Source organism: Sphingomonas sp. C3-2 (genome assembly GCF_033025475.1).
Classification (GTDB): Bacteria; Pseudomonadota; Alphaproteobacteria; order Sphingomonadales; family Sphingomonadaceae; genus Sphingobium_A.
Window position 1 is genome coordinate 1,178,647 of sequence record NZ_CP130322.1, and the last position, 14,352, is coordinate 1,192,998.

Sequence of the window (14,352 nt, forward strand, 5' to 3'; positions counted from 1 at the left end):
GAATCCCCGGGCTACAGCCGTTAAGAATGTCTGTAGAACCTAGCGATCTGCCCTATTCCGGTTATCTGTCCGGCCGCGATCATCGTTTCGCGCTGCGCGTCTATTTCGAGGATACGGATACCGGCGGGATCGTTTATCACGCGAACTATCTGAGATATATGGAGCGCGCGCGTTCGGACATGCTTCGCTGCCTCGGCATAAACCAGCGCGCCGCGCTGGACGATGGCACCGGCGTCTATGCGGTTACCGATCTTTCGATCCGCTATCGCCGACCCGCCAAGCTTGAGGACGATCTGCTCGTCATCAGCAAAGTCGAAGAAATTCGTGCGGCATCGTGCCGTATTCATCAGAGAGTCATGCGCGGGGATGAGATTTTGGCCGAGGCGGACGTCACCGTTGCCTTCCTCACCCCCGGGGGCAAACCCAGGCGTCAGCCGCAGGCCTGGGTAGAAGCATTCAAGCGGTTGAATTAAAGGAAAGTTTGTAGCGCGATGGATTCGATGATGCTGAATATGGACGCCGCCACTCTTTCCCCCGTGGCGCTGTTCATGCAGGCCGACTGGGTCGTTAAGGGTGTGATGCTCGGTCTGCTGCTCGCCAGCATCTGGACCTGGGCGATCATTGTCGGCTTTGCCACCAAGCTGAAAAAGCTGAGCAAGGCATCCGACAAGTTCGAACGCGATTTCTGGAACACGGGCGATATCGACCAGTTTCACCGCGCGCATGGCAGCTCGGCGCTGCCCAGCGCCCGCGTCTTCACCGCAGGCATCACTGAATGGCGCCGCTCGACAGCGGGCGACAATATCGACCGTGATGGCACCCGCGCGCGCCTGGCCACGGCAATGGGCAGCGCGGTGGCGCACGAAATCGACACGCTCTCCGATCGGCTGAACGTGCTCGCCACCATCGGCTCGGTCGCGCCCTTTGTCGGGCTGTTCGGCACGGTCTGGGGCATCATGCGCAGCTTCACCGCCATCGCCTCGCAGCAGAATTCGAGCCTCGCCGTCGTCGCCCCCGGCATTGCCGAGGCGCTGTTCGCCACCGCCATCGGCCTGTTCGCGGCCATCCCGGCGGTGATCGCGTTCAACCGCTTCAGCCACGGCATCAACCGTCTCGAATCGCGCCTGCACCGCTTTGCCGACGGTTTCCACACCACGCTCAGCCGCGAGCTGGAGGCCGCCTGACATGGGGATGGGTCCCCTTCCCTCGCGCCACGGGCGTAGCCGCCGCGCGCCGATGGCCGAAATCAACGTCACCCCGCTGGTCGACGTCATGCTCGTGCTGCTCATCATCTTCATGGTGACCGCGCCGCTGCTCGTCACCGGCGTTCCCGTGAACCTGCCCGACAGTCGCGCCAACGCGCTGGAGCAGGACAAGCAACCGGTCCAGATCTCGCTCGACGAAACCGGCCGCGTCTTCGTGGACGAGCAGGAAGTGATGGAGGCCGAACTGCCGACCATCCTCGAAGCCAAGCGTCCCGCTGCCGGTCAGGAAGAGCCGCAGGTCTTCCTGCGCGCCGACCGCGCGCTCGATTATGGTCGCGTGATGCGCGTGATGGGCGAGCTCAACCGCGCCGGGCTCAACAAGGTATCGCTGGTCACCACTGGCGCCGAACAGGCGAACTGACGGATGGATCGGGCTGAACAAGCCGGGTTCGGCGTAGCCATTGTCGGCCATGCGGTCCTGTTCGGGCTGCTTTCGGTCGGCTTTCTGGCCACGCCCAACCCAGCCAATCTGAAACAAAAGCCGATCGACGTGCAGCTTGTCGACGAGATCGCGCTCGAAAGCACGGCGCCCGATGCGGTGCCCGAGGCAGCGCCTGCGCTGTCGCCCGAACCCGCGCCCGAAGATACGGCGCCGCCCGAACCGGCGCCAGCGCCCACGCCTGCACCGGCCCCGGTGCCGACCCCGGCACCGCCCCAGCCAAAGCCGCAGCCCCAGCCAAAACCGGTTCCAAAGCCCACACCTGCGCCCAAACCCGCGCCCAGGGCACCGGAAAAGCCGCAGCCCAAGCCCGCCCCCGCCAAGCCTGCGGCCAAGCCCGCGCAGCAAAAGCCCGCCGCCAAGCCCGCGCCCTCCAAGCCTGCAGCACCGGGCAAAGAGACACAGCGCAAGAGCCTGCTCAGCCGCTCGATGGTGGAAGGGCTCGGCTCGACGCCCAGCCAGTCACGGTCACAAGGGACGCCCGCGCAAAAGGCGGGCCCCGCGGTTCAGGCATCGCTCGCGGCCGAGGTGCTGCGCCAGCTCAAGCGCCACTGGACCGCCCCCACCGGTGCGGATTCGGAAAAGCTCAGGACCGAACTGGCAATCACGCTCGCGCGCGACGGCACCGTCACCGACATCGAATTCCTGCGCCAGACCGGCGTCACCGAATCGAACCGCGCACAGGCGGCGCTGCACAAGGAACGCGCGATGAAGGCCGTTCGCCTTGCCTCGCCGTTCAAGCTGCCCGCAGAATATTACGACACCTGGAAACTTCTCAGCCCTATCGGATTTGACAAGAGGCTATCGCAATGAACCATCTGAAACGCTTCTCGACCGGTATCGCAACCGTTCTTCTCGCCGCGACGGCCCCCGCTGCCGCGCAGCTCAGCGTCGACGTCACCGACGAAAGCGGCAATGATCTCATCATCGCCGTCCCCGCCATGCCGACCCCGCAGGTCGCGTCCACCGCCGCCGGCAGCACCGATGCGCTCGGCCGTCAGGTCGCCGAAGTGGTCGTCACCGATCTTCGCGGCAGCGGGCTGTTCAAGCCGCTCGGCCCCGGCGCGGTGCGCGGGATCAGCTTCCCCGAGGTCACCGCCCCCCAGTTCGATTACTGGCCGGGCATGGGCGCGCAGGCGCTGGTCCAGGGCTTCGTCCGCGCCAATGCCGACGGCAATCTCACCGTCGGCTGCTATCTCTACGACGTCGCGCTCAAGACCGAGCTGACCCGTCAGGGCTTCGTCGTCCAACCGTCGGACTGGCGCCGCGCCGCGCACAAATGCGCCGACGCCATCTATGCGCGCCTGTCGGGCGAAAGCCCCTTCTTCGACAGCCGCATCGCCTATATCGCCGAAAGCGGCCCGAAGAATAACCGCACCAAGCGGCTGGCGATCATGGATTCGGACGGTGCCAATCACCGCTTCATCACCAATGGCCAGTCGATCGCGCTCACCCCGCGTTTCTCGCCGGATTACAAGCAGATCGTCTATCTCAGCTATCTGAACAACCGGCCGCGCATCTTCATCTACGATATCGGCACCGGCAAGCAGCGCCTCGTCACCGAAGGCAATGGCGCGTTTTTCGCACCGCGCTTCTCGCCCGATGGCCGCACCGTCCTCTATTCGCACGCGATCAACGGCAACACCGATATCTACAGCATCCCCGCCAGCGGCGGCACCCCGCGCCGGCTGACCAACACGCCCGGCATCAATATTGGCGGCAGCTTCTCGCCCGATGGTTCGCAGATCGTGTTCGAAAGCGATCGTTCGGGCGGGCAGCAAATCTATGTCATGAACGCCGATGGCTCCAACCAGCGCCGGATCAGCTTTGGCGGCGGGCGCTATGCAACGCCTGAATGGAGCCCGCGTGGCGATCTTATCGCCTTCACCAGGATGGCGGGCAATTTCCGCATCGGCGTGATGGCGCCCGGTGGCGGCGGCGAACGCCTGCTCACCAACAGCTGGCAGGATGAGGCCCCCACCTGGTCGCCCAATGGCCGCGTGATCCAGTTCTTCCGGTCGACGCAGGGCCGCGAGGGGAATTCGAGCATCTGGCAGGTCGATCTGACCGGGGTGAACGAACGCAAGATCCCCACCCCGCTCAACGGATCCGACCCCGCATGGGGCCCGCTGCTGCCGTAACGGCATTGATAGCAAACACGGCTTGACCCCGTAACGATTTACCCCGACCATCTTCATCAACAGGGTGGGCGGAAATGTTTAAGTAAGGAGAATTCAATGGCCCGTCTGGCTGCTAAAATCATCTTCGCGGCAAGCCTTCTGGCAGTCGCCGCCTGTTCGAAGAAGCCGCCGGCAGAACTGCCGCCCGCGCCGGTGACCGAACAGCCCGATCAGGGCGTTGATCAGGGCGTCGGCAACGAGATCGTTCCCGGCTCGCAGGCCGATTTCGTCTCGAAGGTGATGTCGGACCGCGTTCTCTTCGCGCTCGACGATCACGATCTCGACGCCGAAGATCGCCAGATCCTCGACAGCCAGATCGCCTGGCTGAAGCAGTACCCCAATGTCCGCGCCACGATCGAAGGCCATGCCGACGAACGCGGTACGCGCGAATATAACCTTGCGCTCGGCGAACGCCGTGCCAACGCCGCCAAGAACTATCTGGCCGCCAACGGCATCGCCTCCACGCGCATCTCGACGATCAGCTACGGCAAGGAACGCCCCGACGCGCTGGGTTCGGATGAAACCAGCTGGGCGCGCAACCGCCGCGCGGTTACCGTCACCGTTCAATAATAACGGTCGGACAGCGGGAAAAGGCCGTCGGGGCATGTCTCCGGCGGCCTTTTCTCTTGGCCGTGCAGGGGTATAAATACCCCCCAGCCGCGTTACGCTATGCTGGCGGCTTCCCCCGATATATACTCCCCCCGTTCAGTTGGTTGCTTCCCGTGTGCCGGGCGGAACCAGATACGGCTCCTTCTCGGTCCCCGGGTGTGTAAACGCCGCGAACGGGAGAGAGGATGGCTGTCGCTGTCGTAATCGCGCTGCTGGTGCTGGGCTCGATCGCCTTTCACTTTCTCAGCCCGTGGTGGCTTACCCCGCGCGCGTCCAACTGGGGCTCGATCGACGATGCGCTCAACATCACGCTATGGCTGTGCGCGATCGCCTTTGCCTCGCTCAACCTCTTCCTCGCTTGGTCGATCGTGCGCTACCGCCAGCGCGAAGGGCACAAGGCGCATTACGATCCCGAAAACACCCGGCTCGAACGCCGCCTCACCTTCTGGACGGCGGTGGGCATCGCGGGGATGCTCGCGCCCGGCCTCATCGCCTGGCACCAATATGTCACGGTGCCGGCCCAGGCCGCGATGGTCGAGGCCACCGGCCAACAATGGCAATGGAGCTTCCGCTTTCCCGGGCAGGACGGCGTGCTCGGCACCGCCAATGTCCGCCATATCGCGCCCGACAACCCCTTCGGCATCAACCCGCGCGATCCTTACGGGCAGGATGACATCCTCATCGAAACCAACGAGCTGCACCTGCCGGTGAACGAACCCGTAAAGTTCGTCCTGCGCTCGAAGGATGTGCTCCACGATTTCTATGTCCCGCAATTCCGCGCCAAGATGGATCTGGTGCCCGGCATCGTCACCTATTTCTGGATGAAGCCAACCCATACGGGCAGCTACGAGATACTCTGCGCCGAACTATGCGGCACCGGGCACCATATGATGCGCGGCACGGTCATCGTCTCCAGCGATGCCGATTTCCGCAAATGGCTGTCCGAACAGCCGACCTATGCGCAGATCGCAGCCGAATCCGCGCCGGCCTCCGCGCCGGTTGCGGCGGGCGCAGCCGCACTTTCGGGGGGAACACGCTGATGGCCACGACGATCGCCGACGACCTGCGCCCCCTGCACCATCCGCACAGCTGGATCGGCAAATATGTCTGGAGCCAGGACCACAAGGTAATCGCGATCCAATATTCGCTCACCGCGATCGCGATCGGGCTCGTCGCGCTCGTCCTCTCGGCGCTGATGCGGCTTCAGCTGGGCTTTCCCGGCACTTTCCACTTCATCCAGCCCGAACAATATCTCCAATATGTCACGATGCACGGCATGATCATGGTCGTGTACCTGCTCACCGCGCTGCTCCTCGGCGGGTTCGGCAACTACCTCATCCCGCTGATGATCGGCGCGCGCGACATGGCGTTCCCCTTCGTCAACATGCTCAGCTACTGGGTCTATCTGCTCTCAGTCATCGTCCTCGCCGCGGGCTTCTTCGTGCCCGGCGGCCCGGCCGGATCGGGCTGGACGCTCTATCCCCCCCAGGCGATCCTCGAAGGCACGCCGGGCCATCATTACGGCATCATCACGATGCTGCTCAGCCTTGCGATCTTCATCATCGCTTTCACCATGGGCGGGCTAAACTATGTCACCACCGTGCTGCAGGCGCGCACCAAGGGGATGACGCTGATGCGCATGCCCTGCACCGTCTGGGGAATCTTCGTCGCCTCGATCATGGGGCTGCTCGCCTTTCCCGCCTTGTTCGTCGCGGCGATCATGATGCTGCTCGATCGGATCGTCGGCACCAGCTTCTTCATGCCCGCGCTCGTGTCGATGGGGCAGCAGCTCGGCTATAATGGCGGCAGCCCGATCCTGTTCCAGCACCTGTTCTGGTTCTTCGGCCATCCCGAGGTGTATATCGTCGCGCTGCCCGCCTTCGGCATCGTGTCCGATCTCATCAGCGTCCATGCGCGCAAGAACATCTTCGGCTATCGGATGATGGTCTGGGCGATCGTCATCATCGGCGCGCTCAGCTTCTTCGTCTGGGCGCACCATATGTACGTCTCGGGGATGAACCCCTATTTCGGCTATTTCTTCGCCACCTCGACGCTGATCATCGCCGTACCCACCGCGATCAAGGTCTATAACTGGCTGCTCACGCTGTGGCGCGGTGAGATTCACCTGCGCGTGCCGATGCTCTTTGCGATCGGCTTTCTCTTCACATTCATCCACGGTGGGCTGTCGGGGCTGTTCCTCGGCAATGTCAGCGTCGATGTCCCGCTGTCCGATACCTTTTTCGTCGTCGGCCATTTCCACATGGTGATGGGGGTCTCCCCCATCCTCGTCATCTTCGGCGCCATCTATCACTGGTATCCCAAGATCACCGGGCGGATGTGGAACGATTTTCTGGGCAAGCTCCATTTCTGGATCACCTTTCTCGGCGTCTACGCGATCTTCCTGCCGATGCATTATCTCGGCTTTCTGGGCGTTCCCCGCCGCTATTATGAACTCGGCGAAACCGCCTTCATCCCGCAATCGGTGCACAGCGCGAACGAGGCGATCACCATCGCCGCGCTCCTCGTCTTCGCCGCGCAGATCCTCTTTTTCTGGAACATGATCTGGAGCCTGTTTCGCGGGCCCAGGGCCGATCCCAATCCCTGGGGGGCGGCCTCGCTTGAATGGCAGACACCCGATACCCCGCCCGCGCACGGCAATTGGGGGCCGCATCTGCCCATCGTCTATCGCTGGGCCTATGATTACAGCGTGCCCGGCGCCGCGCGCGATTTCATCCCCCAGAACGAACCACCCTCCGCCGATCGGCCGGAGCACGCGACATGAGCCTGATCGCCGCCCTGACCGACAAGCCATGGGAAAGCCCCGGCCTGCGCGTCGCCCATCCGGTCGGCCGCGCCACCGCCGGCACCGGGCTCGGCGTCTTCCTGTGCGTCGTCACCATGCTCTTCGCGCTGCTCACCGCCGCCTATCTGCTGCGCATGGGCATTCACGGCCCCTTTGGTCACGGCGACGGCGATTGGGCGCGGCTGCCCGAACCGCCGCTCTTATGGCTCAACACCGCGCTGCTCATCGCCGCCAGCGGCTTCTGGCTTGTCGCGGATCGCGCCACGCGGCGGGGTGATATCAATGGCCTGCGCCTCGGCCTTGTCGCCGGGGGATTGCTCACCCTCGGCTTCATCGTGGGGCAATTGATCGTCTGGCGCCAGCTCAACACATCGGGCTATTTTCTCGCGGTCCATTTCGCCTTTTGCGCGGATATCGCCAATCCGTTTGCGATGCCCACCGGCCGGTTCATGACCGGAAATCCCTCGGTATCCTTCTTCTATCTCATCACCGGGCTCCACGGTCTCCATATGCTCGGCGGGCTCGGTATCTGGGGGCACACGCTGGGCCGGGCCGTTTCGGGCACCGATGCCGCCGCGCTTCGCCAGTCGGTCGCGCTCACCGCGCGCTACTGGCATTTCCTGCTTCTGGTCTGGTTGTTGATGTTCGGATTGCTGTTGATGACGTGAAGGTATCGCCATGGCTGATCCTGTGCCGCGCCCCGCCCTGAACCCCGCGCAAACGCCAGCGCCGCTGCGCGAGCTGGCAGGCGATTGGTCCAGCGACCAGGAGGTGTTCAAGGGCACGCACTGGGGGAAGGCCATGATGTGGATCTTCCTCCTCTCCGATACCTTCATCTTCTCCTGCTTCCTCACCGCCTATATGACGATGCGCTCCTCGGTCGCGGCGCCCTGGCCCAATGCCAGCGAAGTCTTCGCGCTCAGCATCGGTGGCCAGCCCATCCCCCTCATCCTCATCGCGATCATGACCTTCGTGCTCATCTCGTCGAGCGGGACGATGGCGATGGCGGTCAACTTTGGCTACCGGCGCGATCGCCGGAAAACCGCCGCGCTGATGTTCGCCACCGCGCTGCTCGGCGCCACCTTTGTCGGCATGCAGGCCTTTGAATGGACCAAGCTCATCGTCGAGGAAGGCGTGCGCCCCTGGGGCAATCCGATGGGGGCCGCGCAGTTCGGCGCCTCCTTCTTCATGATTACCGGCTTTCACGGGCTTCATGTATCGGCGGGCGTCATCATGCTCCTCATCGTCGCGTCCAAGGTAGCGCGCGGCCATTATGATCGCAGCGGCGATTACGCCGCGGTCGAGATTGCGGGGCTCTATTGGCACTTCGTCGATCTCGTCTGGGTGTTCATCTTCGCATTCTTCTATCTCTGGTGAGGCGACGGCATATGAACCACGCGTCCCAACCCCTGCCCCCCGACACTGCGGCCCAGCCGGCACCGCCGGTCGATACGCACGGCCAGCACCCCATTGGCGTCTATCTCAAGGTCTGGGGCTATCTCTTCCTGCTCAGCACCTTGTCCTATCTGGTCGACTATTTTCAGCTGCAGGGGATCATGCGCTGGGTGCTCATCATCACCTTCATGCTGCTCAAGGCCGGGCTGATCGTCGCGATCTTCATGCACATGGCGTGGGAACGGCTTTCGCTGATCTACGCCGTCCTCGTCCCGCCGCTCTGCCTGCTCACGCTGGTGCTGCTGATGCATATCGAATCCGACTATATTTACTGGACGCGGCTGATCTTCTTCGATCGGGGGAATTAGCGATGGACCGGTGGGATTGGGTCCGTACGGCAAGCGCGATCACTCTCGCCATCGGCGTTGCCGGCGGCAGCAGTTGGTTTGCAACACAACTAGTTAATTCCGATTATCCCGGCCAGCCTTCCTACAAGCCGGCCGGGCTGGGCGCCCCGATCGATCTCGCCCAGCTCCAACGCAGCTGGCCCTCGGGGCTGTCCACCCCCGGCGATGACAATCGGTTGAGCGGCTATATGAGCGCGGTGGCCAAGGGCACTGCGCCGCATCCCGCCCCAGCCGGCCCGGTGGCGGCAGCCCCGGCATTGCCGCCGCCCGATCTCGGCACGCTGCTCGCCAGCGCCGACGCCGCCAAGGGTAAGGCCACCGCGCGGGTCTGCGTCAGTTGCCACAGTTTTCAACAGGGGGGAGCAAACGGGATCGGCCCCAATCTCTGGGCGATCGTCGGCCGCACGGTGGGCCGGGAACCGGGCTTCGCCTATTCGCAGGCGCTCGCCGTCCAGCAGGGAAGCTGGAGCTATGAACGGCTCGATCACTGGCTGATGAGCCCGGCGCGCGCGGTGCCGGGCAACAAGATGGGCTTTGCGGGTATCCGCAACCCCCAGGACCGCGCGAATGTCCTGGCGTATCTGGGGCAGTTGGGCGCCGCCCCGACGCCCTTCCCAGCACCTCAGCCGGCAACGGTCGCAGCGGGTGGGGGTGCCGCGAAGCCGGGGCGCTGATCCCCGGCCTCATCGAACTATCAAATCAGTGAACGAAGCGCGCCACCACGTCGCGGTAGCTGCGGCTCACCTTCACCTGCGCCCCGGAATCGAGGACAAGGAAGCATTCGCCGTTGGTGTGCGGCTTCACCTGCTTGACGAGGTCGAGGTTGACGATCGTCGAGCGGTGCACGCGCTGGAACCGGCGCGGATCGAGGCGCTTTTCCAGATCCTTCATCGTCTCGCGCAGGATCAGCGTATTGTCGCCGGTATAGATGCACATATAATCGCCGGCGGCGTCGATCCGTTCGATCGTATCGACATCGACGCGGAAAATCTGCCCGCGATCCTTGATGTTGATCAGCTTTTCATAGCGGTTGGCCGCGGGCGCATCGCCCGTCTCGCCGATCGCTTCGGCAGCGGCCTCGGGCGCCACCTCGGTCAGCACTTCCTTCAGCCGCTCGGCCTCTTCCTGGCCGCGCTTCTCGGTCAGGCGCTGGCGCACGCGCTCCAGCGTGTCGGCCAAGCGCTCGGGCTCTACCGGCTTCATCAGATAATCGGTCGCCTGCGCTTCGAAGGCGCGGATGGCGTGGTCGGAATAGGCCGTGACGAACACGAACAACGGAGGCTCGACCTCCATCATCCCCTGCACCACCGAAAAACCGTCAAATCCGGGCATCTGGATATCGAGGAAAACCAGATCGGGCTTGTTCGTCTTGATCGAGCGAATGGCCTCGCGGCCATTCAGGCAGGTGTCGATAATTTCAACGTCTTCATGCGCTTCCAGTCTCAGCTGAAGTCCCTGGATCGCCAGAGGTTCGTCATCGACCAGAATGGTACGTATCGTCATGCGGCCACTTTCGGCTGTTCTTCCAATTGAAGAGGGAACTCGATGACAACGCTGAACCCGCCACTTGGTTTCGAACCGGCATCAAAACGATGCTCCGGTCCGAACGCCTGCGCAAGACGGTCGCGAATGTTGGCAAGACCCACTCCAGTGGAATAGCTGGGGCGCAATGACGGTCCGTTCAACCCCGGGCCGGTATCCGATACGGTGATCTGCACCCGATCTCCGGCAAGCCGCGCATCAATCGAGATATCGGCGCCCTCTTCCTGCGGCGTCACCGCATATTTGATCGCGTTCTCCACCAGCGGCTGCAGCAAAAGCGACGGTAACCGCGCCTTCATGACGTTTTCGTCCACATTGAAATGCGTGCGCAGACGATCCTCGAAGCGCATCTTCTCGATCTCGAGATAGAGTTTCAGCGTCTCCACCTCCTGCGAAAGCGGCACCAGCGCGGTCGGTTCGTTGACCAATGTGTAGCGGAGGAAAGAGGACAGGCGCGACAACATCGCATTGGCGCGGTCGGTCTGCTTCAGCAGCACCAGCGTCGAAATCGAATTGAGCGTGTTGAACAGGAAGTGCGGATTGAGCTGATAGCGCAGCATCGCAAGCTGCGCCGCGCTCGCCTGACTGTCGAGCTTCACCAGCTGATCGGCCTGTTCCTCGACGATCAGGTAAAAATTGATCGCGTAATAAAGTGCCGACCATGCCGCGAGGATCGTGAAATCAAGAAACAGCGTCCCGATGATCAGGCTCGTCGCAAATGGCGTGGTCGGCCGGTTGATCGTTGAAAACACCCAGGCATCGATCGTGGCATAGAGCAACGTCGCCAGCACGACCGCCGCCACCGATGCCCCCCAGGTCACGATCCGCGCCCGGTTGATCACCAGCCGGTACACCACCGCCAGCATCAGCGTCAGCGAATAGCCGGTGACGACATGGATCAGCAGCGGAACGAGGAATTCGAGCGGAAACCCGTTGGAAAAGCCCGAAATGGCGCGCAGGACGAGATACCCCGCCCAGCCCGCCGACTGGAGGTTCCAAAACGCCCTGTTCTTGTCGTCGAAGAACGGCTTCTGGGACAGCCCGATAATTGCCATGGCCACGCAATATGCGATTGTGATGGCTACGGGAAGCGCCCGATTGACCCGCCCATGGGGCTTTTTGTCACACTTGTCTCATCGCGGCCACACGCGCATAGCAACCACCTATGGGTGGGGTTCGGGCACGTCTGATGCGGGATAACAGGGCGGTGGCGCTCTGGATTTTCACCTGTGCGCTCCTCCTCCGCATCCTGATCCCCGCCGGGTGGATGCCCGATACCGGGATTGATGGCCGCGTACGGATCACCCTGTGTACATCCACCGGGCTGGTCGAAGCCTATATCGACCGAAACGGTACGCTCCACGACAAATCGTCGAAATCCGAACCGCGCACCGATCAGCCCTGCTCCTTCGCAGCACTCGGCATCCCGGTAGATCCGCCCATCCCGGCGGCAAGCGCGATACCGCTGCTGGTGCCCACGCATTTCGGCGTCATCCGCCCTTCGGCCGTCGCGGTCGGACGTGGCCTGGCAGCACCGCCCCCACCGGCGATCGGACCACCCAACCTCCTTTGAAACCCCGGTGGCGCCCGGCACGCGGGCGCACAGCTGTTTTCAAAGGAAATCATCCAATGTCGAAAATTGTCCGCGCGCTTTCGGGCGCGTCCGTTCTTGCGCTTGCCTGCGCCGCATCGCCCGTCCTTGCCGACGATGACCAGCCGATCATCGTCACTGCCCAATCGACTGAAACCGCCGAGCAGGAAATCACGCGCACGCCCGGTGGCGCGGATCTCGTATCTGCGGCCGCCTTCGAAAACCGGGTTGCCGTCACGCTGCGCGATGCTCTCGCCATGTCGCCCGGGGTCTATGCGCAGCCACGCTACGGGCAGGAAATTCGTCTTTCCATCCGGGGCTCGGGGCTCAGTCGCGGCTATCACATGCGCGGCATCACGCTGTTGCAAGACGGGGTTCCCATCAATCTGGCCGATAACAGCGCCGATTTTCAGGAACTTGATCCGCAGATCTTCCAGCATATTGCCGTCTATCGTGGATCGAACGCCCTGCGCTTCGGCAGCGCCACGCTTGGCGGCGGGATCAACGCGGTAACGCCAACCGGACGGACCAGCCCGGGCTACGAGCTGCGACTTGACGGCGGTAGCTTCAACACACTGGGCACCAAGGCTGCCGCAGGCTTTGCAGACGAGCATGCCGATGCCTGGCTCGCGATTACTGCGGACCGCTCCGATGGCGATCGTGCCCATTCGGATCGCTCCGCGCTCCGCTTCAACGGCAATGTCGGGCTTCGGCTGGGCGCGCGCGTCGAATCGCGCTTCTATGCCACGATCAATCATGTTCGGCAGGACATGCCCGGTGCTCTGACGCGCGAGGATGCCATCCACCATCCCGGCATGGCCCTGCCCAACGCTATCGCCATGGATCAGGCGCGCGACGTCGATTCTCTGCGCCTGCAAAACCGCACCACGGTCGCGCTCGGCGCCGGCACGCTGGAGGCGGGGCTGTTCTATAATGCCAAGCAGCTCCACCATCCGATCTTCCAGCTGATCGATCAGAAGTCGGAAGATTATGGTGCCTATGCCCGGCTAGCGCTCGCCGGCAATCTCGCCGGAATGGATGCGGAGGCCATCATCGGCGGCACCGCGCGTTTCGGCCATATCGATGCCCGCCAATATCTGAACCTTGCGGGCAAACGCGGCGCGCAAACGTCCGATGCCCGGCACGAGGCACAAACCCTCGACGGCTATTTTGAATTCCGTTTGAAGCCCGCCGCCACGCTCAGCCTGATTGCTGGCGGCGCCTATATCCACGGTGAACGCAACATCGCGAATTTCACCCGGCCGAATATGGGCGGCACCGCCAGTTTCGATCGCTTCGCACCGAAATTCGGTCTGCTTTACGAACCCGCACAGAATATTCAGTTCTACGCCAATTACAGCCGCTCGGTCGAACTGCCCGGGCTGACCGAACTCGCGCAGACGCAGGTCGGCGGGTTAACCGGTTTTGTCGATCTCGCCCCACAGCGTGGCTGGACCTTCGAATTCGGGACGCGCGGCGAAAGGGGGCTCGCACGCTGGGATATCACCGCCTATCGATCCGACCTTGAAGGCGAACTGCTCCAGTATAATCCTGATCCGATCAGCATTCCGGCGATCCCTTCGGCAACCTTCAACGCTGGCCGCACCCGGCATCAGGGTATTGAGGCGGCCTTGGCGCTCCAACTCGCGCCCTTTGCCCTCCTCACCCAAAGCTATCAGTTCAACGATTTCCGCTTTCGTGGGGACAGCCGATACGGGAACAACCGCCTGCCCGTTCTGCCCCAGCATCTCTACCGCGCAGAACTGCGTCTCTGCACGGCGGAGCTCGCGCTCACACCCCGGCTGGAATGGGTGCCGCGCGGCGCCTGGGCGGATTATGAAAATACGACCCGTACGCGCGGCTATGCGCTGATCGGCCTCGGCGCCGAGGCAGTGGTACGACCGGGCGTCACGCTGTTCGCCGATGCGCGCAATCTCACCAACAAACGGGCCATCGGCGATATTTCAGCCGTGGTGACGGCAACCGATGCATCCGCCATCTATTATCCCGTCGAACGGCGCGCGCTTTATGGCGGCGTGCGCATGCGCTTCTGAGCCTACCTGCCCGTCTGGTAGCCTTTTGCAACCGGACGGGCATCGGGCTATCTTCGGCGCAAACAGA

Annotated in this window: 16 protein-coding genes; 14 read left to right on the top strand and 2 right to left on the bottom strand. The window is 63.2% G+C overall.

Going from position 1 to position 14,352, the window contains the following annotated elements; genetic code table 11:
* The first annotated feature begins 26 nt into the window (after positions 1–26).
* From ybgC to QYC26_RS05775, 12 genes are all read left to right on the top strand, one after another.
* The gene (gene ybgC / locus QYC26_RS05720; RefSeq protein ID WP_317514436.1) at positions 27–473 is read left to right on the top strand and encodes a tol-pal system-associated acyl-CoA thioesterase; all 447 of its coding nucleotides are present in this window, start codon (positions 27–29) and stop codon (positions 471–473) included.
* An 18-nt stretch (positions 474–491) separates the two neighbouring features.
* Positions 492–1,184 (top strand): protein TolQ, encoded by a 693-nt coding sequence (tolQ, locus tag QYC26_RS05725; protein ID WP_317514437.1) that lies wholly within the window; start codon positions 492–494, stop codon positions 1,182–1,184.
* Between the two features lies 1 nt (position 1,185).
* Entirely contained in the window at positions 1,186–1,626 is a 441-nt protein-coding gene (tolR, locus tag QYC26_RS05730) for a protein TolR (RefSeq protein ID WP_317514438.1), read from the top strand.
* A gap of 3 nt (positions 1,627–1,629) precedes the next feature.
* Positions 1,630–2,517, top strand: a complete 888-nt coding sequence (locus QYC26_RS05735; RefSeq protein WP_317514439.1) for a TonB C-terminal domain-containing protein — start codon at positions 1,630–1,632, stop codon at positions 2,515–2,517.
* Entirely contained in the window at positions 2,514–3,845 is a 1,332-nt protein-coding gene (tolB, locus tag QYC26_RS05740) for a Tol-Pal system beta propeller repeat protein TolB (protein ID WP_317514440.1), read from the top strand. Before QYC26_RS05735 ends, tolB begins: the two co-directional genes overlap by 4 nt.
* Positions 3,846–3,941: 96 nt before the next feature.
* Complete coding sequence (gene pal / locus QYC26_RS05745) at positions 3,942–4,454, top strand: peptidoglycan-associated lipoprotein Pal (protein WP_317514441.1); 513 nt, start codon at positions 3,942–3,944, stop codon at positions 4,452–4,454.
* A 224-nt stretch (positions 4,455–4,678) separates the two neighbouring features.
* Positions 4,679–5,533 (top strand): cytochrome c oxidase subunit II, encoded by an 855-nt coding sequence (locus tag QYC26_RS05750; protein ID WP_317514442.1) that lies wholly within the window; start codon positions 4,679–4,681, stop codon positions 5,531–5,533.
* Positions 5,533–7,275 (top strand): cbb3-type cytochrome c oxidase subunit I, encoded by a 1,743-nt coding sequence (locus tag QYC26_RS05755; RefSeq protein ID WP_317514443.1) that lies wholly within the window; start codon positions 5,533–5,535, stop codon positions 7,273–7,275. Before QYC26_RS05750 ends, QYC26_RS05755 begins: the two co-directional genes overlap by 1 nt.
* Positions 7,272–7,964 (top strand): heme-copper oxidase subunit III, encoded by a 693-nt coding sequence (locus QYC26_RS05760; protein WP_317514444.1) that lies wholly within the window; start codon positions 7,272–7,274, stop codon positions 7,962–7,964. The genes QYC26_RS05755 and QYC26_RS05760 overlap by 4 nt, the downstream gene beginning before the upstream one ends.
* 10 nt (positions 7,965–7,974) lie before the next feature.
* The gene (locus tag QYC26_RS05765) at positions 7,975–8,673 is read left to right on the top strand and encodes a heme-copper oxidase subunit III family protein (RefSeq protein WP_317514445.1); all 699 of its coding nucleotides are present in this window, start codon (positions 7,975–7,977) and stop codon (positions 8,671–8,673) included.
* Positions 8,674–8,684: 11 nt separating this feature from the next.
* The gene (locus QYC26_RS05770; protein WP_317514446.1) at positions 8,685–9,059 is read left to right on the top strand and encodes a cytochrome C oxidase subunit IV family protein; all 375 of its coding nucleotides are present in this window, start codon (positions 8,685–8,687) and stop codon (positions 9,057–9,059) included.
* A gap of 2 nt (positions 9,060–9,061) precedes the next feature.
* Complete coding sequence (locus QYC26_RS05775) at positions 9,062–9,772, top strand: cytochrome c family protein (protein WP_317514447.1); 711 nt, start codon at positions 9,062–9,064, stop codon at positions 9,770–9,772.
* A 25-nt stretch (positions 9,773–9,797) separates the two neighbouring features.
* Here the strand turns inward: QYC26_RS05775 and QYC26_RS05780 are convergent, their stop codons facing one another.
* Positions 9,798–10,601: a LytTR family DNA-binding domain-containing protein gene (locus tag QYC26_RS05780; RefSeq protein ID WP_317514448.1), complete on the bottom strand. Its 804-nt coding sequence runs from the start codon at positions 10,599–10,601 to the stop codon at positions 9,798–9,800.
* Positions 10,598–11,695, bottom strand: coding sequence for a sensor histidine kinase (locus tag QYC26_RS05785; RefSeq protein WP_317514449.1), 1,098 nt, complete (start codon positions 11,693–11,695; stop codon positions 10,598–10,600). Before QYC26_RS05785 ends, QYC26_RS05780 begins: the two co-directional genes overlap by 4 nt.
* Before the next feature lie 134 nt (positions 11,696–11,829).
* On the opposite strand from QYC26_RS05785, the gene QYC26_RS05790 reads away from it, so the two are divergent.
* Both QYC26_RS05790 and QYC26_RS05795 read left to right on the top strand, forming a co-directional pair.
* On the top strand, positions 11,830–12,213 hold the full coding sequence (locus QYC26_RS05790) for a hypothetical protein (protein ID WP_317514450.1): 384 nt from the start codon (positions 11,830–11,832) through the stop codon (positions 12,211–12,213).
* Positions 12,214–12,269: 56 nt separating this feature from the next.
* Complete coding sequence (locus QYC26_RS05795; protein WP_317514451.1) at positions 12,270–14,285, top strand: TonB-dependent receptor; 2,016 nt, start codon at positions 12,270–12,272, stop codon at positions 14,283–14,285.
* Positions 14,286–14,352: the final 67 nt, after the last annotated feature.